The organism is Acinetobacter sp. 22301 (assembly GCF_052045285.1).
GTDB classification, from domain to species: Bacteria; Pseudomonadota; Gammaproteobacteria; order Pseudomonadales; family Moraxellaceae; genus Acinetobacter; species Acinetobacter pittii.
In genome coordinates, this window is sequence record NZ_JBQEOR010000001.1 from 184671 (window position 1) to 204254 (window position 19584).

19 protein-coding genes are annotated in these 19584 nt (G+C 37.0%); 11 read left to right on the forward strand and 8 right to left on the reverse strand.

Annotation, left to right across the window (positions count from 1 at the left end):
- Positions 1-39: 39 nt before the first annotated feature.
- Together ACTJJH_RS00875 and ACTJJH_RS00880 are read right to left on the reverse strand one after the other, a co-directional pair.
- The gene (locus tag ACTJJH_RS00875) at positions 40-1623 is read right to left on the reverse strand and encodes an ATP-binding cassette domain-containing protein (RefSeq protein ID WP_440600563.1); all 1584 of its coding nucleotides are present in this window, start codon (positions 1621-1623) and stop codon (positions 40-42) included.
- Positions 1624-1884: 261 nt separating this feature from the next.
- On the reverse strand, positions 1885-2328 hold the full coding sequence (locus ACTJJH_RS00880) for a universal stress protein (protein ID WP_005073779.1): 444 nt from the start codon (positions 2326-2328) through the stop codon (positions 1885-1887).
- Positions 2329-2618: 290 nt separating this feature from the next.
- Here ACTJJH_RS00880 and ACTJJH_RS00885 point away from each other — a divergent pair, with 290 nt between their 5' ends.
- The 3 genes from ACTJJH_RS00885 to ACTJJH_RS00895 all read left to right on the forward strand — a co-directional run bounded on the left by ACTJJH_RS00885 (position 2619) and on the right by ACTJJH_RS00895 (position 3906).
- Complete coding sequence (locus tag ACTJJH_RS00885; RefSeq protein WP_002115208.1) at positions 2619-2846, forward strand: hypothetical protein; 228 nt, start codon at positions 2619-2621, stop codon at positions 2844-2846.
- Positions 2847-3021: 175 nt separating this feature from the next.
- Positions 3022-3195 (forward strand): hypothetical protein, encoded by a 174-nt coding sequence (locus ACTJJH_RS00890; protein ID WP_005068723.1) that lies wholly within the window; start codon positions 3022-3024, stop codon positions 3193-3195.
- A 267-nt stretch (positions 3196-3462) separates the two neighbouring features.
- Positions 3463-3906 carry an RDD family protein gene (locus tag ACTJJH_RS00895; protein ID WP_057086085.1) on the forward strand — a complete coding sequence of 148 codons (444 nt, stop codon included), beginning with the start codon at positions 3463-3465 and terminating at the stop codon, positions 3904-3906.
- Between the two features lie 60 nt (positions 3907-3966).
- Here ACTJJH_RS00895 and ACTJJH_RS00900 read toward each other — a convergent pair whose 3' ends face one another.
- Complete coding sequence (locus ACTJJH_RS00900; protein WP_057086084.1) at positions 3967-5142, reverse strand: benzoate/H(+) symporter BenE family transporter; 1176 nt, start codon at positions 5140-5142, stop codon at positions 3967-3969.
- Positions 5143-5328: 186 nt separating this feature from the next.
- On the opposite strand from ACTJJH_RS00900, the gene ACTJJH_RS00905 reads away from it, so the two are divergent.
- Positions 5329-5802 (forward strand): Lrp/AsnC family transcriptional regulator, encoded by a 474-nt coding sequence (locus ACTJJH_RS00905; protein ID WP_057086083.1) that lies wholly within the window; start codon positions 5329-5331, stop codon positions 5800-5802.
- 51 nt (positions 5803-5853) lie between these two features.
- Here the strand turns inward: ACTJJH_RS00905 and leuE are convergent, their stop codons facing one another.
- From leuE to ACTJJH_RS00920, 3 genes are all read right to left on the reverse strand, one after another.
- Entirely contained in the window at positions 5854-6504 is a 651-nt protein-coding gene (gene leuE, locus ACTJJH_RS00910) for a leucine efflux protein LeuE (RefSeq protein WP_016803130.1), read from the reverse strand.
- 73 nt (positions 6505-6577) lie between these two features.
- Positions 6578-7567 (reverse strand): transaldolase, encoded by a 990-nt coding sequence (tal, locus tag ACTJJH_RS00915; protein ID WP_086394016.1) that lies wholly within the window; start codon positions 7565-7567, stop codon positions 6578-6580.
- 130 nt (positions 7568-7697) lie between these two features.
- Positions 7698-8591: a LysR family transcriptional regulator gene (locus ACTJJH_RS00920; RefSeq protein WP_057086081.1), complete on the reverse strand. Its 894-nt coding sequence runs from the start codon at positions 8589-8591 to the stop codon at positions 7698-7700.
- Positions 8592-8681: 90 nt separating this feature from the next.
- On the opposite strand from ACTJJH_RS00920, the gene aceI reads away from it, so the two are divergent.
- Positions 8682-9116, forward strand: coding sequence for a chlorhexidine efflux PACE transporter AceI (aceI, locus tag ACTJJH_RS00925; protein ID WP_005073799.1), 435 nt, complete (start codon positions 8682-8684; stop codon positions 9114-9116).
- Positions 9117-9180: 64 nt separating this feature from the next.
- Here the strand turns inward: aceI and ACTJJH_RS00930 are convergent, their stop codons facing one another.
- A complete protein-coding gene (locus ACTJJH_RS00930) occupies positions 9181-10749 on the reverse strand; it encodes an acetyl-CoA C-acetyltransferase (RefSeq protein ID WP_069031626.1) in 1569 nt (522 codons plus the stop codon).
- Positions 10750-10984: 235 nt separating this feature from the next.
- Between ACTJJH_RS00930 and ACTJJH_RS00935 the strand changes: the two genes are divergently transcribed.
- The 3 genes from ACTJJH_RS00935 (at position 10985) to ACTJJH_RS00945 (ending at position 14636) form a co-directional block, all read left to right on the forward strand.
- Complete coding sequence (locus ACTJJH_RS00935) at positions 10985-12376, forward strand: 3-oxoacyl-ACP reductase (RefSeq protein ID WP_440600564.1); 1392 nt, start codon at positions 10985-10987, stop codon at positions 12374-12376.
- Positions 12377-12450: 74 nt separating this feature from the next.
- Entirely contained in the window at positions 12451-13305 is an 855-nt protein-coding gene (locus ACTJJH_RS00940; RefSeq protein WP_032038164.1) for a MaoC family dehydratase, read from the forward strand.
- Between the two features lie 71 nt (positions 13306-13376).
- Positions 13377-14636, forward strand: coding sequence for a serine hydrolase domain-containing protein (locus ACTJJH_RS00945; protein WP_206216587.1), 1260 nt, complete (start codon positions 13377-13379; stop codon positions 14634-14636).
- A 47-nt stretch (positions 14637-14683) separates the two neighbouring features.
- On the opposite strand, the gene ACTJJH_RS00950 is transcribed toward ACTJJH_RS00945, so the two are convergent.
- Positions 14684-15262 carry a TetR family transcriptional regulator gene (locus ACTJJH_RS00950; protein ID WP_440600565.1) on the reverse strand — a complete coding sequence of 193 codons (579 nt, stop codon included), beginning with the start codon at positions 15260-15262 and terminating at the stop codon, positions 14684-14686.
- A 124-nt stretch (positions 15263-15386) separates the two neighbouring features.
- Between ACTJJH_RS00950 and amvA the strand changes: the two genes are divergently transcribed.
- From amvA to cpaB, 3 genes are all read left to right on the forward strand, one after another.
- Positions 15387-16865, forward strand: a complete 1479-nt coding sequence (amvA, locus tag ACTJJH_RS00955) for a multidrug efflux MFS transporter AmvA (protein WP_440600566.1) — start codon at positions 15387-15389, stop codon at positions 16863-16865.
- Between the two features lie 258 nt (positions 16866-17123).
- Positions 17124-18905 (forward strand): metalloendopeptidase CpaA, encoded by a 1782-nt coding sequence (gene cpaA / locus ACTJJH_RS00960; RefSeq protein WP_440600567.1) that lies wholly within the window; start codon positions 17124-17126, stop codon positions 18903-18905.
- Between the two features lie 22 nt (positions 18906-18927).
- Positions 18928-19560 carry a metalloprotease secretion chaperone CpaB gene (cpaB, locus tag ACTJJH_RS00965; RefSeq protein ID WP_078225038.1) on the forward strand — a complete coding sequence of 211 codons (633 nt, stop codon included), beginning with the start codon at positions 18928-18930 and terminating at the stop codon, positions 19558-19560.
- Positions 19561-19584: the final 24 nt, after the last annotated feature.

Consider the following 19584-nt stretch of genomic DNA (forward strand, 5'->3'; position numbering starts at 1 on the left):
GAGAACTAGTAAATTTGAAACTTGGTATATTACTAACTATTATATTAAAGAAAATGACTCATGAATGCCTGAGCTTTCAACAAACAGTTGATCATGTGAAACGAGCAATACCGCACCTTCATAACTCTGAATAGCATTAGCAAGTAGCTCTCTAGATTCAATATCCAAATGATTTTCTGGTTCATCTAATAACAGAAGTTCAGGTGCAGGTTCTATCTGGCTAAGGGCCAATAAAGCTACTTTTAGTTTTTCACCACCACTTAGCTGAGACAATAGTTGGATACCTTTATCTCCACGAATTCGAAGTTGACCTAGCAAATTTCTCCATTCGAGTTCTGAAAGTTCATTATTCAGGTGAGATAAATTTTCAATAACAGTCATTTCATCGCATAAAAAGCTAAAGTTCTGGTCGAGATAGAAACACTCTACAGATAGGTGAATGCTGTCACAGGGTTGATTGTTCTGTGCATGAATTGCCTTAAGTAAAGTTGATTTTCCAATACCATTTTGTCCTGTTATATGAATTTTTTGAGCCGCTTGTACTGCTAGATCGATGGGTTTTTGAGTTCCATGTTTCAGTTTCAATTTTTTAATCCGCAGAATTTCACCAGATTTCTTATGAAAAGACGGGAAGACAAACTGTTGAGGTTTAACGGTTTCGAGAAGCAATTTCTTATCTTTTAAATCATTTTGACTGTTTGAAATTTGTCGCTGATGTTGAGACTGTATAGCAGCAATGCTTTGGCCTGCTTGTTCCTTTTTAAAGTCGAGCAAAATCTTGGCTTGAGAATTTGATTCTCTTAATTTATTGCCAGCACGCTCTCGTTTTTGAGCTTTCATTAATACATCATGTTGCTTTTGCTTCATGTGCTTAACTTCACGTTGGCTCTGTTGAATAGATTGCTCTAGAGCTGCAATATTGGTTTGATACTGCCCATAAAATTTTTCATAATTTCCGGTGGTGTGATGTAGACCATGTTCATTTAAATGATAAATATGGTCGACTTCATTTAATAAAGTCCGATCATGGCTAATGATAAGACTACCTGCTGGGTGTTTTTTTAAATGATCGATTAACCATTGTCTAGATTCCTGATCTAGATGATTACTAGGCTCATCAAGTAATAGATAGTGATCTGATTTTAAAAATAAACAGCTTAGAGCCAATTTGGTTTTTTGACCTTCACTTAAATTTTTAACTGGGAAATCTAAATCTGTTGGTAAACCAGCTGATTCTAAGAGGTTGTTCCATACAGTGGGCAGGTCCCATTTACCTTCCAATAAATCATAATCATCGAAGTCGGCATTACCTTGTTCAACTCTTTTAAAAGCGTCGTAAATATCTAAGATATCTAAGGCTTCAGCAATCGTCAGTGCTGTCAAACGATGCAATTGAGGTAAATATGCATGTTTTACATGCCAAGATATTTGCCCTGATGTAACAACTGAATCTAATGCAAGCGTCTCATTTAACAATTGCATAAGCAAAGATTTGCCTTGGCCATTACGACCAATTAGGGCAGATACCTGATTCGATTCAAGACTAAAATTTAGATGCTTAAACATTACCTTTGAAGGGAACTCTAAGGTAAGTTGCGATATTACACATGCCTGCTGAGTCATAAAAAAACCTCATAAATACAGGATGTACAAAATAGGAGAATGATAATTTATAATAGAGACGGTAAATCACAAAAATAGTCTATTTTGCACATCAAAAAAAGAAAAAATTGATGAGAAAAAAGACTTACTTCATTGGTGTGACTCACGAAATTGATGGAATAGTGAACTATTCTATAGAGTTTTTTACCGGGTGTAAAATTTCTATAAGTTATTTTATTAAAAAGCCCAATTATTAGATTGGGCTTTTATCTTTCAAGAATTTTACTCTTTTACGACTAAAACTTGAATCTTGGTGCTATTTAAAACATCTTGAGCAAAACTTCCCAAAATTAATTTTTGGAAACCTTTACGGCCATGCGAACCAATCACAATCAAATCAGAACCTAAGTCTTCTACAGCTTTCAAAATACCATCTGAAGAAATTTCACCTTGGATGATTTGAGTCTCTGCATCAATACCTTCTTCAGCACATAAAGCTTTAACTTTTGCGAGAGTTTTTTCTGCGTTGGCACGTGCTTCAACAAAATAATCTTTTACAACAGGTGAGATGTAATAAAAATCTACGCCACTAAAAGGATCTACCGCAACCAAACTAATGGCGGTCAATTTACTACCAAATGCTTTTGCAATGTGAGCTGCTTGTCGAGCTGCTGCTAAAGAAATGTCAGAACCATCTACTGGTACAATAATATGTTGGTAATTCATGATGTTATTCCTCTTATTTACAGTTGTTATATGTATGAAGCTTTTATTAATTAAAGATTAACATATTTCATTCTATTGAGACATCTATTCAATTAAAAGTAATTGAAATTAAATAAATTATATATAAATCAAATAATTGAATTGATTGCTTTGCTGATTTTGAACTGATAAGTATGCTGTAGACCAATAATTGTTAATATTTACATGAAAATTACAAAAAATTACGGTTCATATTTCTGTCATAAAGAAGCCGTATAACAAAATAGTAAATTAAAGGGGGGCTAAGAAAGATGGCAGATTTAACAGCAAAGAAAGTCAATAAACTCATTGAAGAGTTTAGTCAAACAGGTAAAGAACCTCAAAAGTTAATCATTGGCTACAAAACTTATGCAAGACTGATGACTGAAGATAAATTTGCAGAAAAAGTTGTTCCTTCACTAGAAGACTCAAAAGAACGCTTATATAAAAACTTAAAAATTAAACTTGTGACTGAAAAACATTATTTTGAAATTAAATAAAACTTATGTGAACTTCATCACTCTCTATTAAACTAAATTAACATTAAATAAGTTTAATAACATTATTAATGTATGATGATACAAATTAATAGTGTAACCAACATTTGAAAACAGCAATCGTTTATAAACTCGATAGAATAAATTGCTTTTATTTTAAGTAGTGGAATAAATTGAAATGCCAACAATCAGTGTAATTATTTTTTATATTTTAGCTATATTAGGCGGTATAACAATTGTTTATGGATTAATCAGTTTAAGTGTTTTTTTAATTACAATCGGATTGGCTCTATTATTTGCAGCACTTTTATTAAAAAAAGAATTTAAAATAGATATTTTATTTTGGCAATAAATATAATATTTATTTGTAATTTAATTTATTTATAAACGTATTTCGATATAACTGACATAAAAAAATGTCAGTTTTTAAAAGATTAAATTAAATTTTTGTAGAGATATGTGGTTAATGATGTTTTTTGATCAAAATAATTACAATAAAATATAAAAGTAAGAAATTTAAAATTTATTTAAGTATTTAAAAATAAAAAAGTTTCAATTAGGATAAAAGTAAAGTAGTAAGACCATTTTAGCTATTAAACAATAACAAAGTGAGGTAGGCATGACTTATAAGTATGAGTATGCAGGGTTCTGGTTAAGATTTGGCGCAATGATTATTGATAGTCTTATTCTTTGTTTAGCAATTATTCCAGCCGCATGGATTTTTTATCGGGGAGATTACGACTTAGTATTTGCTACAGGCTTAAGTAGTCAGCCACAAAATTATTGGTTCGACTTAATTGTGAACTACGCATTTCCTTTTTTATATTCAATCTTATGTTGGTTGTATTTTGCAGGTACACCCGGCAAACGTTTGATGCGCTTAAAAGTTTTAGATGAAAAAACAGGTAATAAGCTCACAGTCATGCAGAGCATTATTCGATATATTGGCTATATTCCATCAATTTTAGTATTTGGTATTGGTCTTTTTTGGGTGGCATTTGACGCTAAAAAACAAGGCTGGCACGACAAAATGGCAAAAACAGTCGTAGTAAGAGAGTTATAAGAAACCATACTAAAAAGCGTTCATAGCATTGAAAATAGGGAGCTATGAACGCTTTTTTTATTAGCTTTTTTTGGCTTTAAATTTGAGAACAACAAATACAATAATTCCGACCACCAATCCCCAAAATGCTGAGCCGATCCCGAAGAATTGAATACCCGAAGCGCTACATAAAAAGGTAAATAATGCAGCTTCACGTTCTTCAATTTGAGCAAAAGCAATCGCAATGTTGTGGCTGATCGTACCAAGTAATGCAATACCAGCCAAAGCGACAATAAAAATATGAGGGAACGACATCAATAAACTTGTGAGTGTTGCAGCAAACAACCCCATTAAGATGTAGAAAAAACCACAGCTTATACCTGCAATATAGCGTTTGCTTGGGTCAGGATGAACTTGGTCATCTAAGCTTACGGCAGCACTAATCGCAGCAATATTGACGCTATAACAGCCAAACGGTGCAAGCACAACTTGGGTTAAACCTGTCCAGCCAATAAGTTGATTCACATGTGGTTTGTAGCCATAACTTTTGATCATGGCAATACCCGGTAAATATTGAGAAGCCATACTAATTACAAACAGTGGCAGTGCTAAGCCCAAAAGTGCTGACCAGCTAAAGTCAGGACTAATCCAAACAGGTTTTGCTAAAGACCACTGAATTGTAGGCATATGAAATTCTAAAAAGATAGGGCATAGGGCAATACCTGAAATTACGGTAAATACAATGCTATAACGCGGCCATAATCTTTTTGTAATGACATAAATGCTAAGTAAGGACAAAACAAATGCCCAATCATTTTGTAAACTTGCGAAAAGTGAAATACCAAATTTGAGTAGGACGCCTGCCAGCATGGCACTTGTTAAACTTTGAGGAATGTATGACAGCGCTTTTTGAAAAATACCTGAGAAGCCTAAAATAGCTGTTAGTAAACCACCAACTAAAAAAGCACCAATCGCTTCATTTAAACTATATCCACTACCTGATGCCATAATTAAAGCAAGACCTGCGGTTGACCACGCCGTCGCTACAGGATATTTAAATTTCCAAGAAAGAATGAGTCCTGATAAGCCAATACCCAAACCCAAAGCCCAAAACCATGAAGTGATTTGTTCAGGTGAAGCACCTAAAGCTTGAGCCGCCTGAATCACTAAAACGGCCGAAACACTAATACCAATGAGAAAGGTAATAAAACCAGCAAATACTGCTGGAATTGAAAAATCTTGAAGAATTTTTTGCATGATACGTATTCTAAATCCAAGAAAAATTAATAGGCTTCTGCCATTGCTTCCAGTTGGGGTGAATTTAACAATTTTTTTTAAGAAGGTGCTTTCTATTTTTAGGTTAAAAAATAAATAATATTTTTAAATTCTTAAATAATGCTATTATTCGTTTCATAAATAACAATGAATCAAGAATATTATTTTATGGACGAGAAGGCTGAAATTTTAACTCCACTAGAACTGAAAATTATGCGTGCCTTACAGGAAAATGGACGTTTAAGTAATGCTGAATTGGCTAAACTTGTAGGTATTAGTACATCATCTTGTTGGAATCATACTCAGCGTCTTTTTAAGATTGGAGCAATCTTGGATGTTCGTGCTCGGATCAATCCCAATACGGTTCAACGTGGTACTGTGGTGTTAGTTGGTGTGGTTTTGGACCGTTCAACCCCTGACAGCTTTCAAGCATTTGAACAAGCATCGGGTGATTTGGAAAATGTTTTAGAGTGTTATCTGGTGGCGGGAGAAGTCGATTATTTTCTAAAAATTCGTGTTAAAGATTTAGCTGCGTTTAACCGATTTCATAGTGAAAAGATTATTGCCTTACCCGGAGTAAGACAAGTCAGAACTTTTTTTGTACTTAATGAAGTTAAAACAGATGGCATGCTGGACTTTTAGCAGTTCATTATATTTTAACTTTCTAATGCAAAACTTATCAGATTAAAATAATTAAATTGTAGAGGTTGCTAGTTTTAAACCAAATCCGAAAAATAGAATTCCTACTAAAAAGATTCCGCTTGCAGCAATTTTATGGTTCTCTTTAAAAAATGCCGAGAGTTTAATTCCAGAGAAGATTAATGCAGTTAAATAACTAAAGCTAATGATCTGTAAAATAATTGCTAAAATTAAAAAGCTCAGAGCAGGATAAGCATAATCTGGTTCAACAAATTGAACAAAGAAAGAGAGGAAAAATAAAATCGCTTTAGGGTTGAGTAAACTAATACTGAGTGCTGTTTTATAAGGATGAACTTTATCTAAAGCAGGTAAATCAGCCATTTCTGGTTGAGTTTGATTACGTTGTTTCCAGCGTTGAATACTGCCTTGCAACAGTTTAAAACCTAAATAAGATAAATAAAGTGCGCCTGTTAATTTAAGAATGACAAATACCCATGGGAATGCCTTGAGTAGAGACGCAGCTCCGAGTACTGTACATAGCATTAAAATAAGGTCACCGGTGAAAATACCGAATGCACCCATATATCCGGTTTTAATACCATAGCGCGAAGCGATTGACATCACATAAAGAGAATTGGGCCCCGGCAATAACACAATTAGGAATGTACCAATAATATATGTTGTTAAATCTGTTATGCCGAACACGAGAAACCCAATAAAAAACCGATTTTTGTCATGATAACAAAAATCGGTAATTTTGTATGAAAAGTGCAGTTTTTTAAGATTTTATTTCCGCATCAATTCCAAAAGACTGACGTAACAAAAGGCTTAATTGGTCACGTGCTTTAATAAAGCCATCAACGCCACTTTGTAAAAGCTGGAATGCCATTAAGTCATGGTTAAGTTCATCTTTAAAACTTTGTTCATCTTGAGCTGGTCTAACGATGGCTTCTGCTTGTTTTGCTTGAGATGCATCAAGTGAAGCCTCGACTTTACGGGTATCTTGTTCAAGCTGGGTAAGTAAGCTTGGCGAGATGGTTAGCAAATCACATCCAGCTAGACCAAGCACTTGATCGATACTACGGAAGCTCGCACCCATCACTTGAGTTGGAATATTTTGCTGCTTGTAGTAAGTGTAGATTTTCTTAACTGAAACTACGCCTGGATCTTTTTCGATTGGGTAAGCGTCTACACCTTCAGCTTTTTTGTACCAGTCTAAGATACGACCTACAAATGGTGAGATTAAAGTCACTTTTGCATCTGCACACGCTTGGGCTTGATGTAAACCGAAAAGGAGAGTGAGGTTACAAGCAATACCTTCAGCTTCTAACACTTTGGCAGCTTGAATACCTTCCCAGGTCGATGCAATTTTAATCAGAATACGTGACTGATCAATACCATAACCTTTATAAAGTTCACATAATTCATGCGCTTTTTTAATGGTCGCTTCAGTATCATATGAAAGTGCAGCATCGACTTCCGTTGAAACACGGCCTTCAATCAGTTTTAAAATTTCTACACCAAATTTTACGGTTAAAATATCAATGGTTCTTTCGATTAACTCATCATTGCTATAGCCTTCTTCTTTGGCTTGATAATAAGCATCTTCAATGAGCTCTTTGCTTTCTGGTTGTTCTGCTGCTGCCGTAATCAATGAAGGATTAGTCGTTGCGTCTAATGGACGGAATTTACGAATTGCATCAAGGTCACTACTGTCGGCAACAACGGTCGTTAATGTTTTTAATTGGTCAAGTGCTGTATGAGTCATTGATATTCAACATCTTCAGTAATAAATCTTATGTTTTCTTTATAGCACAAAGTCTATTCATGCTGTCGATATATCAATTGTTATATTTCAAAGAAAAACGTTTAGGTTCTGCATCTAATTTGAAATATTTTTAAGGCAGTGGTTGCATTCGTTGCTTACGGATATGTTCAATCAAAAATCTAGCAGCGGCACCAAGTTCACTTTCCCGGCTCCATACTAAGTCGACATAATATTCAAAACGGGGAGTGAAATCTAATAAATCCAATACTTTAAGCTTGTTTTTTAATTCAGGGTTTTCTTTAAACATTTCTTGAGGAAGAACACCCCAACCTAGATTGCGTAAAATCATTAAACAAGCAGAGTGGTGATTGTCTGTACGCCAGTAATGTTTCGAAAATAGCAATTCAGGTTTTAAAGTTTCATCTCGGCTTGCAACTACAATTTGTCGTGTAGTAAGGATTTGTTCATAAGAAACCTGATTTTGGCTTGCGAGGGGATGGCTATTTGAAATAACCGGAATTAAAGCCTCACGTTTAAGTTCTACAAATTGTTCTCTGTTATCTAGGTGTTCGCGTTCAAACATCAGTGCAAGTTGGGCAGAGCCATCTAGTAACATTTGAAGTGCATCTTCTTGAGGAGCAGACACAATATTAATTTGTAAGTCTGGAAAACGACTTTCTAAAAGACAAATATAGTCGGTCCAATTGGTGTGTAAAAGTTCAGAGACAATCACAAGAGTTAAATTGGCTTCTAACCCTGTACTTAACGCGTGAGCATGTTGTTTCCATTGATTCATCTCAATTAAAAGCTGAGATGTCTTTTCGTATAACACCCGTGCTTCGTCAGTAGGGACGGGTTCACGGCCTTTACGGTCAAATAAAGTCAAGTTCAGATCAATTTCTAAGTTGGCAATAGACATGCTTACAGCCGAAGGAACTTTTCCAAGTTTACGTGCTGCTGCTGAAAAAGAGCCGGTTTCAATCACGGCCTGAAACATGAGTAGTTGTTCTTGATTAATATTCATCTGTCAAAAAAACTGAAAGAACCTGATTGGATTAATCAATATTATAAAAATAAAATGCACATTATCCAAGTTATTATTGAGTATTTAAAAATGTTGATTTCCAAGAGAAGGCTCATTCATGCAATCAGTTATGAAGGAATTTTATTGGTCATCATTGCGATTGCATTAAGTTTTATTTTTGATATGCCGATGGACGTAACCGGAACACTCGGTGTGTTTATGGCAGTTGTTTCAGTTTTCTGGAATATGATTTTTAACCACTATTTCGAAAAAGTAGAGCATAAATATAATTGGGAAAGAACGATTCCTGTGCGGATTTTACATGCGATTGGTTTTGAAGGTGGTTTGCTGATTGCAACTGTACCAATGATTGCCTATATGCTTCAGATGAGTGTCATTGATGCACTTATTTTAGATATTGGTTTAACCTTATGTATTTTGGTTTATACCTTTATTTTCCAGTGGTGTTACGACCATATTGAAGATAAGTTTTTCCCAGATGCCAAAGCTGCATCACTTCATTAAGCTAATATATTGAAATGAAATAAGCACCCAAATGGGTGCTTATTTTGTTAGGTCGTTATAGAAATTATTTTTCTACAATCGCAACCACACCTTCACCACCTGCTGTACAGATCGAGATTAATGCGCGGCCTGAACCTTTTTGATTAATCAATTTAGCAGCAGTTGCTAAGATACGACCACCAGTTGCAGCAAATGGATGGCCTGCACCTAAAGATGAACCATTTACGTTAAGTTTAGAACGGTCAATTGAACCCAAAGGTGCATCTAAACCAAGACGTTCTTTACAGAATTTTTCATCTTCCCAAGCTTTCAATGTAGACAATACTTGAGATGCGAATGCTTCATGAATTTCGTAGAAATCGAAATCTTGAAGTTTAAGGTTTGCACGCTTAAGCATACGAGGCACTGCATAAGCAGGAGCCATTAATAAACCTTCTTTAGGACCGCTCTTACCAATGAAATCAACAGCTGCTGTTTCAGAGAAAGAAAGGTAAGCTAAAACTTCATGACCGTTTTCTTTTGCCCACTCTTCAGAAGCAAGCAAGACAACAGAAGCACCGTCAGTTAACGGAGTTGAGTTACCCGCTGTCATTGTCGCAGTTTCGCCTTTACCGAAAACTGGTTTTAATTTAGCTAGTTTTTCAACTGTGCTGTCTGCACGTAAGTTGTTGTCACGGTTAAGACCTAAGAATGGAGTCATTAAGTCGTCAAAGAAACCACGTTCATAAGCAGCAGCAAGTTTTTGATGGCTGCTAGCAGCTAACTCATCTTGTGCTTCGCGAGTGATACCCCATTCTAAAGCAGTGATGGCTTGGTGCTCACCCATTGAAAGGCCAGTACGTGGTTCACCATTGCTTGGTGCATCAAGAAGCTTTTTAAAATCAATTTTTGTTAAAGCTTTAAGACGGTCTTTACCAGTCTTAGCAACATTGAGCTCAAGTAAAACTTTACGTAAGCCATCACCTACAGCGATTGGCGCGTCAGAAGTTGTATCTACACCACCTGCAATACCTACGTCGATTTGACCAAGTGCAATTTTGTTTGCAACAACAAAAGCTGCTTGTAAACCTGTACCACAAGCAATTTGAATGTCATAAGCAGGAGTTTCAGGAGCAAGATCTGTGCTCAATACAACTTCACGAGTCATATTAAAGTCACGGCTGTGTTTTAAAACAGCACCAGCAACGACTTCACCAATACGCTTACCTTGTAAGTTAAAGCGTTCAACCAAACCATTCAATGCTGCTGTCAGCATGTCAGAATTTGACGCTTTGAAATAAGCAGTATTTGAACGTGCAAATGGAATACGGTTGCCACCAATAATTGCAACGCGGCGAACAGTGTTTTGGCTCATGGTTTTATCCTGTTGAACAGAAGTTTTGGTTTTTGTTGCTTTTGGTGCTGCAGCTACATTTGAAGATGTAGAAGTAGTTGCTGTAGCCGTGCTCTTGGTGCGAGGGCTACGTGCAGGTGCAGTCGTTGAACGAGTACGTGTCGTTTTTGATGTATTAGTTGCTGCTTTAGGAGTAGTGCTGTTACGCTTAGCCGTGTTAGAAGCCGACTTTGATGTATTTGACACTTTTTCCTGAGCAGAATTCTCGACTGCTGGATTTTCTTGAGTTGTTTTGCTCATAAGGCTTTTCCAAGCATAATAACGATATTCTTGTAAGCTACCTTAACACAATTCAAATAGACCTGTATTGACTAGAATGACATTGTAGATAGCATTCAGGTCAAGACATCCAAAGATGAAGTCAAGTATGATTTGGAGTAACTCTAATGAACGACTGCTTTCATATTGTTTCTATCCATCTCATAACATAATGAAGCCTGTCGTAGAAAATTCATTTCTTTGAGAGATAATAATCATGACTGATCAATACCAAGCATTTACACAATCTCCTATCGGTAAATTCGTTGTTAAAAATCTGGGTTTACCATCGCCAGTTGTATTAGAGCGTTTTGAAAGTGCTCAGCCAGTAGTGAATGGTGCAGTATTGGTTGGCGCAGCGCCGTCAAGTGTTTTGTCTGGTGAAATTGCACAAGTACTTAGCAATGTTCATGCAGATAGCTATGTAGGCAATAACGTTGCTTTACAACAAGAAGCTGCAAAAGTTGGTTTAAATTTACGTCCATTCAATGCAGGCGATAAAGAATCAAAATTCAAAGCAGTTGTATTTGATGCGTCTGGTATTCAAAACTCAGAACAGTTAAATGAACTTTATAAATTCTTTAACCCGATTGCACGTCAAGTTGCGACTTCTGGTCGAGTGATTGTGATTGGTACAACTCCTGAAACTGCAAAAACTGTAAAACAAGCGATTGCTCAGCGTGCACTTGAAGGCTTTATCAAATCTGTAGGTAAAGAATTTAAAAAGGGTATTACCGCTCAAGTTGTTTATGTAGATGAAGGTGCTGCGGCAAACCTTGAATCAACTTTACGTTTCTTGCTTTCTCCACGTTCGGCTTATGTATCTGGTCAAGTGATTCGTGTTTCTAAAGCAGATGTAATTGATGTTGATTGGGCAAAACCACTTGCTGGAAAAACTGCATTAGTAACTGGTGCAAGCCGTGGTATTGGTGAGGCAATTGCACATGTGTTGGCGCGTGACGGTGCTCATGTTATTTGTCTAGACGTACCACAACAACAAGCTGACCTTGACCGTGTAGCAGCTGACATTGGCGGTTCTACATTGGCAATTGACATTACAGCTGCTGATGCGGGCGAAAAAATTAAAGCTGCTGCGGCAAAACAAGGCGGTTTAGATATTATCGTTCATAACGCAGGTATTACACGTGACAAAACTTTGGCAAACATGAAGCCGGAGCTTTGGGACTTAGTAATTAACATTAACTTGTCTGCTGCTGAACGTGTAAATGACTACTTGTTAGAAAATGATGGTCTAAATGCAAATGGCCGCATTGTTTGTGTATCATCAATCAGTGGTATTGCTGGTAACCTTGGTCAAACCAACTATGCTGCGTCGAAAGCGGGTGTAATTGGCCTAGTGAAATTTACTGCGCCTATCTTAAAAAATGGTATTACCATCAACGCAGTAGCACCTGGTTTTATCGAAACTCAAATGACTGCGGCAATTCCATTTGCGATTCGTGAAGCTGGTCGCCGTATGAACTCAATGCAACAAGGTGGTTTACCTGTTGATGTAGCAGAAACGATTGCATGGTTTGCATCAACTGCTTCTACAGGCGTAAACGGCAACGTTGTACGAGTGTGTGGTCAAAGCTTGTTGGGCGCTTAAGCACTTTCAGCTAAATAGGGGTGCTTGTGCATCCCTTTTTTATTCAAGAATCTATAAATTATAAAAGGTTAGGTATGAATACTCGTCATTTTAGCCAGCTACCAAAAGCGGCATTGGCTTATCCAAAAGTAGTGCAAGGTTTAATTTTTAAAAAGCCGAAAGGTCCAAAAATATTACCGCAAGTTGAATATGTGGTAGATACTTTAGAAATTGATCAGAACCACCTCAAAGCTTATAACGAAGTATGTGGCTTTCAAAACAATGGCTTTGTACCAGCAATTTATTTAGCGGTGCTTTCTCAAAGTTTGCAAATGCACATGATGACGGCAGAAGCCTTTCCATTTCCAATTTTAGGTTTAGTCCATATTCGTAACCAGATTAAACAGACCAGACCAATTGCTGTGACTGAAAAATTAACTTTGTCATGTAAATTTGGGGAACTAAAACCGCATGATAAAGGTGTTCAGTTCGACTTTATTACCACGGCAAAAGTTGGCAATGAAGTGGTGATGGAAGGCTTAACGACTTATTTATCTCGCCAAAAAGTTGAGAAAAGAGTAGGTGAGAAAGCCAAAGAAGAACAAGCACCAGCTTATGTTCCAAAGGCAGAGTGGAATATTTTAGAAAACACAGGTCGCCGTTATGCGAAAGTGTCTGGTGATTTTAACTTAATTCACATTCATGCCATTACTGCAAAAGCATTTGGCTTTAAGCAAGCCATTGCACATGGTATGTGGAGTAAAGCTAAAGCATTAGCAAACCTTGAATTACCAAATGCTTATGAAGCAGATGTATGGTTTAAGCTGCCAATGTTCTTACCGTCAAAAGTTGAGTTTTTAACTGCCAATACAGATAAAAAGACTGATTTCTTGATTCGTAATGCCAAATCACAAAAACCGCATGTTGCAGGAACAGTAAAAGCATTATAAAAATATCAGCAGCCTGAACAGAGGTTTGGGCTGCTTTTGAGCAAAATAACAAAAAATGCAAGGAACTTCATGTGATTAAAGAGATTTTACTGGCCGATACCCATAACTATCACGGTATTTTAGATGAACGTTTTATTGATTTAGCCCACCAGTTTAGCCGTCTTCAAGATGCTAGAACAGGACAAGGTGGAGCTGCTTTAGCGGTTTATTTTAGAGGTCAGAAAGTTGTAGATATCTACACGGGTCTAAAATCACAAACCGAAGCTTGGCAACCTGACACATTGGCAGTTTGTTATTCTACAGGTAAGGGCATACTTGCAACTTTAGCGCATATTTTAGTAAGTGAAGGTTTTTTAGAATACGACAAACCGATTGCGACTTATTGGTCTGAGTTTGCTCAAAATGGAAAAGAGCAAATGACATTGCGTCATGTGCTCAGCCATCAAAGTGGCATGTTTGATGTGCGAAATATCATCGAAAGTGCGCGAGAAATGCTCGACTGGTCACACATGTTAGATGTGGTCGCGGCGACTAAGCCAAGATTCCTTGCAGGAGAGGGTAATGCTTATCAAGCTTTAACATTTGGTTGGCTTGTGGGGGGGGTACTTGAAAAAGCAACTGGTCAATCTTTAGATCAGCTCATGCAAAAATATCTCGTTGAACCGTTAAAGTTAGATGGAGCATATTTTGGGACGCCTGCAAATGAGTTGGATCGTGTAGCACGTTTAATTATTCAACCAAAACCAGAAAAACCAGCGTCTACTCAAGTTGAAAAACCTAAAAAGCCACAGACGCGCAAGAGTTCACTCTCTGAAAAAATGATTACTTGGACTGGACAAGACCCTCAAGACTTTCAAGATGCCATGATTCCAAAAGGAATGAAACATCTTAGTTTCTTTAGTGACGAGGGGTTGCAAGCAGTCATTCCAGCAGCAAACGGCACATTTACTGCAAATAGTCTTGCTAAAATTTATGCGATGCTAGCAAATCAAGGTGAATGGGATGGACATCAAATTATTCGCCCAGAAGTATTTAAAGAGCTCAGCACCATCCAAAGTTATGCACGTGATCGTGTTATGCCAATTCCGATGAATTGGCGTTTAGGCTATCACCGCATTATTACCATGGGTAAACGCGCTAAAAATGGGTTTGGGCATATTGGTTACAATGGTTCAGGAGCGTGGTGTGATCCTGAGCGTGACCTCAGCTTTGCTTATACTCATAACTTCCAGATTGGTTCAATCACAGGCGATTATCGTTTGTGGGGACTAACTCAAGAAGCCTTACGTTGCACTGACCAAATTTTAAAAGGTCGTAAAGGCTGGTTCTAATTTTAGTATTTTAAAGCTGGCATTCTAATCAATGCCAGCTTCTATATTTATAATAATTCTAGGCGAATAACCGCTTCGGTATGGCGCTTGAAGTCTTCTTCAGCTAAACCATGTAAACCAAGTTTATAAATCCCTTCTAATCCGCATACAAAGGCAATGAGTCGCCATGCAATGTCTGTGGAATTTGATCTGTTTTTAAATTCGCCTTCTTTTTGGCCACACTCAATTGCTTGCACAATTGTTTCATGCCAACTTTGCATGGCAAGGTTATAAGCCTTTTGTATTTCAATATCTTGCTCAATCAAGAGTTCAGCTTCATTCCATAAACGTAAGTAGGGCTGGAGCCTGTCGATATTTTCTGCACCTAATAAGATGAAGAGTCTTTGAAATTGGCTGGTTGTTTGGAGAGTTTGTTCAATTTCATCGAGCTGTTCCATCAGCTTTAAAAAAGCTTCAGCTTTTAAATGAGATGCCGAAGAAAAGTGGTGGTGAACTTGTCCGGTAGAGGTTTGTGCTTCTGTTGCGATTCTACGTACCGTCATGGCTGTAAAACCTTCAGCCAAAGCAACTTGCATGGCAGCTTGCAGAATCATTTCTCTGCGTTGATCGCGATTAAGATAGGCCATGTTTTTTCACCTGACTGAATTCGACACAAATTACATTAAAACTAAAAGTTGGACAAGTGTCCAATTGTGTATATAATAACCATGATTTGAACACATGTCCAAGTTTTGGATATTGAAGAGCGTTATGCAAAAAAAATGGTTAATCCTGACAATTATCGTCCTTATTTATTTACCGGTTACGATTGATGCAACGGTGATGCATGTTGCAACACCATCTTTAAGTGCAGCATTGAATTTAACTGCCAATCAGCTTTTATGGGTTATTGATATTTATTCACTGATTATGGCGGGTTTGATTTTGCCAATGGGTGCACTCGGTGATCGTATCGGCTTTAAAAAATTATTATTTATTGGAACTGCAATTTTTGGAGTCGGGTCCTTAGCTGCGGCTTTTTCTCCAACTGCCTATGCCTTAATTGCTTCTCGTGCTGTCTTAGGGCTAGGGGCAGCTATGCTTATTCCTGCCACTTTATCCGGCATCCGTAATGCCTTTACCGCAGAAAAGCAGAGAAATTTTGCACTTGGTCTTTGGTCTACAGTAGGAGGAGGTGGAGCAGCTTTTGGTCCATTGGTTGGTGGTTTTGTACTAGAACATTTCCATTGGGGAGCAGTATTCCTCATCAATATCCCGATTATTTTAGTGGTTCTAGTCATGATTGTGATGATCATTCCTAAACAACAAGAGAAGACTGATCAACCAATTAATTTAGGGCAAGCTTTAATCTTGGTTGTAGCCATTTTAAGCCTGATCTATTCAATCAAATCGGCGATGTACAACTTCTCGGTACTTACAATCGTGATGTTTGTAATTGGTATAAGTACTTTAATTCACTTCATCCGAAGCCAAAAAAGAGCTACGACGCCAATGATTGATCTGGAATTGTTTAAACATCCAGTGATTTCTACCAGCATTGTCATGGCTGTTGTTTCCATGATTGCTTTGGTTGGTTTTGAATTACTCTTGTCTCAAGAGTTGCAGTTTGTACATGGTTTTTCTCCATTACAGGCAGCCATGTTTATTATTCCATTCATGATTGCGATTAGTTTAGGTGGTCCATTAGCTGGAATTTGCTTGAATAAGTGGGGACTTAGACTTGTATCTACTGTTGGTATTTTAATAAGTGGATTTAGTCTATGGGGACTTGCCCAGCTTAACTTTTCAACTGACCATTTTTTAGCATGGACGTGTATGGTCTTTTTAGGCTTTAGCATTGAGATTGCCTTACTTGCTTCAACTGCTGCAATTATGTCATCTGTACCTCCGCAAAAGGCGAGTGCAGCAGGTGCCATTGAAGGGATGGCTTACGAGCTTGGGGCTGGTTTGGGCGTTGCTATATTTGGGTTAATGTTATCTTGGTTTTATAGTCGTTCAATTATTTTGCCAGAACAGCTCCCAACGGACTTAATTGAAAAAGCGAGTATCTCGATTGGAGAAACCATGCAATTAGCGTCTAACCTTGAAAATCCTTTGGGAGGACAATTAATTGCAGTTGCGCAGCAAGCTTTTAGCTATGCCCATAGTTGGGTGCTTACCATTTCAGCTATTTGTTTCTTCCTTTTAACTGTATTTGTTTGGCTGAGCTTTCCAAAGAAAGTAAATTAAAACTAAAGGATAAAAAGAGAGACTACCTTTCTTTTTATCCTTAAATATCTTTTTAATATTTTCTACATATTAAAAATTGGTTATTTAATTCTCATAAATAAACTATTCTTTAAAAGGGTTCATATTTTTATTTCAAAATGATTCATTATTCATGTATTTGAAATTTAATGAAAAATTAATTATTGTGAAATTGACTGCTTAAAAATGGTTTGCTAACCTGCTATTCGAAAAATCTAAAAACAAATAAAAGAGGCTGCTGTGAATTTTAAATTAAAAACATCACTCATTATTGGAGCAATTGTTGCATCTTCACTTGTATATGCCGCAACTGTACTTTCACCAAATCAGAATAATAATAGTGGATCAATTCCATCCGGTTATTCAGATTTAGAATTTAATCTAGCAAATGGGAATTGGGTCAAAAACCTCACTTTACCCGCAAGCGCTAATAATTTGGACAAAATTACAATTCGTTCTAGTGCTGCCTATAGTAGTTATTTAGATACTTCTAATACCAATATTCCGTTAGAGGTTTTAAAGATAAATAGTGGTGATGTTTACCAATTCATCTTTAATAGTAGTCAAAATAAATGGATTGCTCAGTTAGCGACAGTGAGTCCTACCAATGGTGCGACCTATGAAGTCGTTCCATTAACAACTGCATCTATGCAAAAAGTACTTATTCAAAATGAAAAATGGGCACAAACCATTGCATTACCGAGTGACGTACGTGACGGAACAACCGTACAAGTTGTTTCTATAGCAAGTGCAAGTTCGGACATTGATAAAACAAATTTACTATTCCCGAGCAGTTTTACATTAAAAAATGGCTCTGAATATTGGTTTAAATATTATTCTGCTTTAGGAAAATGGGTTCCTGAATATATAAAGCCTCAAAAGCTAAATGTGCAGCAAATTGGAACGTCATTAGCGACAGTTAATAGTCCACTTACAGAAGTTTCATTTGGAGATGGAAACTGGGTTTCCAATTTCACTTTGCCGACTACTGCAAGTGATCGGGATAGAATTATTATCAAGTCTACTGCAACTTGGTCTGCAAAAATTAATAATACAAATATTAATAGCCAAGCGACCCTAACGCTTAAAACGGGCGATCAATATGAGTTTATGTATGTAAGCGACAAAGGATATTGGCAACTGATCTCTTCACCTACAAAGGTTATTGATTCAGCCGCAACAATCCCTGCAACTTTACCGAATATGACTCAGCCTACTTTAAAAGTGAAACTGTCTACATCAAATTGGCAGCCAACCTTGCAACTACCTGCTAAAGCTCAAGTCGGCGATAAAGTTGTTATTGTGTCAAATGCATCGGCAGACACCTATATTAATGCTGCTAATGGCTTGTCTACCGCAATTAAAAATGGTGAAAATCGCCGTTTTATATACACCGCTCAAGGCTGGACAGTAGATAGTTATACAATTGATATGTTGTTGGTTTCTAGCCCAGAAGTAAATGCAACTTTAGGAGAGAGCGCTGCAAAACTTAGAATGATTGAAGGCGTAAATTTAACAAATTTAACCTCTGAAAATTCAAATGCACGTTTTTACTTAAGAGAGGTGGGCTATTTAACCTATAAAATTCCTGCTGCTACTCTAAAAGAAGCAATCTCTACTGGACGAGATGACACCACGGTACAAAATGAGCGAAAACGTGTATTGGCAGACGGTGTTTATTATCAAGGTAATGAACCGGGTGACGGTGGTTGTGGTTGGGCTTGGATTAATGCTTCTGCATATAACATGATTGGCGCAAATGATATTGCAGGTTGTTCTTTCGCTGCTATGCGTCATGAAGTTGGGCATAATCTTGGTCTATACCATAATGGCTCAACCAATATTGGTTCAGGCTTTGCTCATCCTTTAGGAAGTACAGCAATGGGTGGTAATAACATTAATTTTTATTCGAGTCCATACCTATACAACCCTAAATATGGTGTACGTTTAGGTGTAGAAGGAAAAATTGATGCGGTCAGTGTCATTAATCTGAATGCACTGAAAATTTCTCTATATAACTAATTTCTATTTCTAGCTGTAAATAATGAAGAAAAATAAATTGTTAATAGGAACTGCTATCGCTTGTGTGGCGTTAGCAGTTTTAATCTGGTTTGCCTTTTCACAGCAAAGCTCTTCTGCTTTAACATCGTCTTCAGAAAATGGGCAAGGGACTGGGCAAAAACTGGCAGAGAATCAGAATGAATTTGCTCGTCAAAATATACTGAATTTGAGTACGTCAGAAAAAGAAAGATTGTCTCAGCAACAGATTGTTTTTAATGAAATAGAAAAGGATCAACTACCTTCTAATGTTAATTTTCCACTAATTAAAAATGCAGAAGGTATGGTCATTAAATATGATCCAAATGTGATTGAGCTTAAAAAAGTGGGTGACACTGTTAAGTTTCAAATGTTGGAATATGGCATTAATCGCACTGGCAAAATTGTAGAGATCGAACCTGTTGACCAAGATATTGTTCGGTGGACTGGTAAATTTGATCAGGGCGATCCGAATCAAAATTTCTTTACCATTACTCAAAGTCAAAAAGACCACTATACGATCATGCAAATTTTTACCGAGAAGGGAAATTATTCGGCTGAAATTAAGGATGGTGTAGGGCTGGTCCAAACCATGGATGAAGGGGTAACTGATCAAGAGCTTCATCATGATCATCCTTAGACAAATAAACGGTTCTGGTAGAGA

Coding starts and splice junctions, on each gene's coding strand:
- ACTJJH_RS00900 (WP_057086084.1), bottom strand. CDS start 5,142: ATGCAAAAAATTCTTCAAGATTTTTCAATTCCAGCAGTATTTGCTGGT.
- ACTJJH_RS00950 (WP_440600565.1), bottom strand. CDS start 15,262: ATGGCCTATCTTAATCGCGATCAACGCAGAGAAATGATTCTGCAAGCT.
- ACTJJH_RS00935 (WP_440600564.1), top strand. CDS start 10,985: ATGACTGATCAATACCAAGCATTTACACAATCTCCTATCGGTAAATTC.
- ACTJJH_RS00940 (WP_032038164.1), top strand. CDS start 12,451: ATGAATACTCGTCATTTTAGCCAGCTACCAAAAGCGGCATTGGCTTAT.
- ACTJJH_RS00875 (WP_440600563.1), bottom strand. CDS start 1,623: ATGACTCAGCAGGCATGTGTAATATCGCAACTTACCTTAGAGTTCCCT.
- ACTJJH_RS00905 (WP_057086083.1), top strand. CDS start 5,329: ATGGACGAGAAGGCTGAAATTTTAACTCCACTAGAACTGAAAATTATG.
- cpaB (WP_078225038.1), top strand. CDS start 18,928: ATGAAGAAAAATAAATTGTTAATAGGAACTGCTATCGCTTGTGTGGCG.
- ACTJJH_RS00920 (WP_057086081.1), bottom strand. CDS start 8,591: ATGAATATTAATCAAGAACAACTACTCATGTTTCAGGCCGTGATTGAA.
- amvA (WP_440600566.1), top strand. CDS start 15,387: ATGCAAAAAAAATGGTTAATCCTGACAATTATCGTCCTTATTTATTTA.
- ACTJJH_RS00885 (WP_002115208.1), top strand. CDS start 2,619: ATGGCAGATTTAACAGCAAAGAAAGTCAATAAACTCATTGAAGAGTTT.
- tal (WP_086394016.1), bottom strand. CDS start 7,567: ATGACTCATACAGCACTTGACCAATTAAAAACATTAACGACCGTTGTT.
- ACTJJH_RS00890 (WP_005068723.1), top strand. CDS start 3,022: ATGCCAACAATCAGTGTAATTATTTTTTATATTTTAGCTATATTAGGC.
- aceI (WP_005073799.1), top strand. CDS start 8,682: ATGTTGATTTCCAAGAGAAGGCTCATTCATGCAATCAGTTATGAAGGA.
- ACTJJH_RS00930 (WP_069031626.1), bottom strand. CDS start 10,749: ATGAGCAAAACAACTCAAGAAAATCCAGCAGTCGAGAATTCTGCTCAG.
- ACTJJH_RS00880 (WP_005073779.1), bottom strand. CDS start 2,328: ATGAATTACCAACATATTATTGTACCAGTAGATGGTTCTGACATTTCT.
- ACTJJH_RS00895 (WP_057086085.1), top strand. CDS start 3,463: ATGACTTATAAGTATGAGTATGCAGGGTTCTGGTTAAGATTTGGCGCA.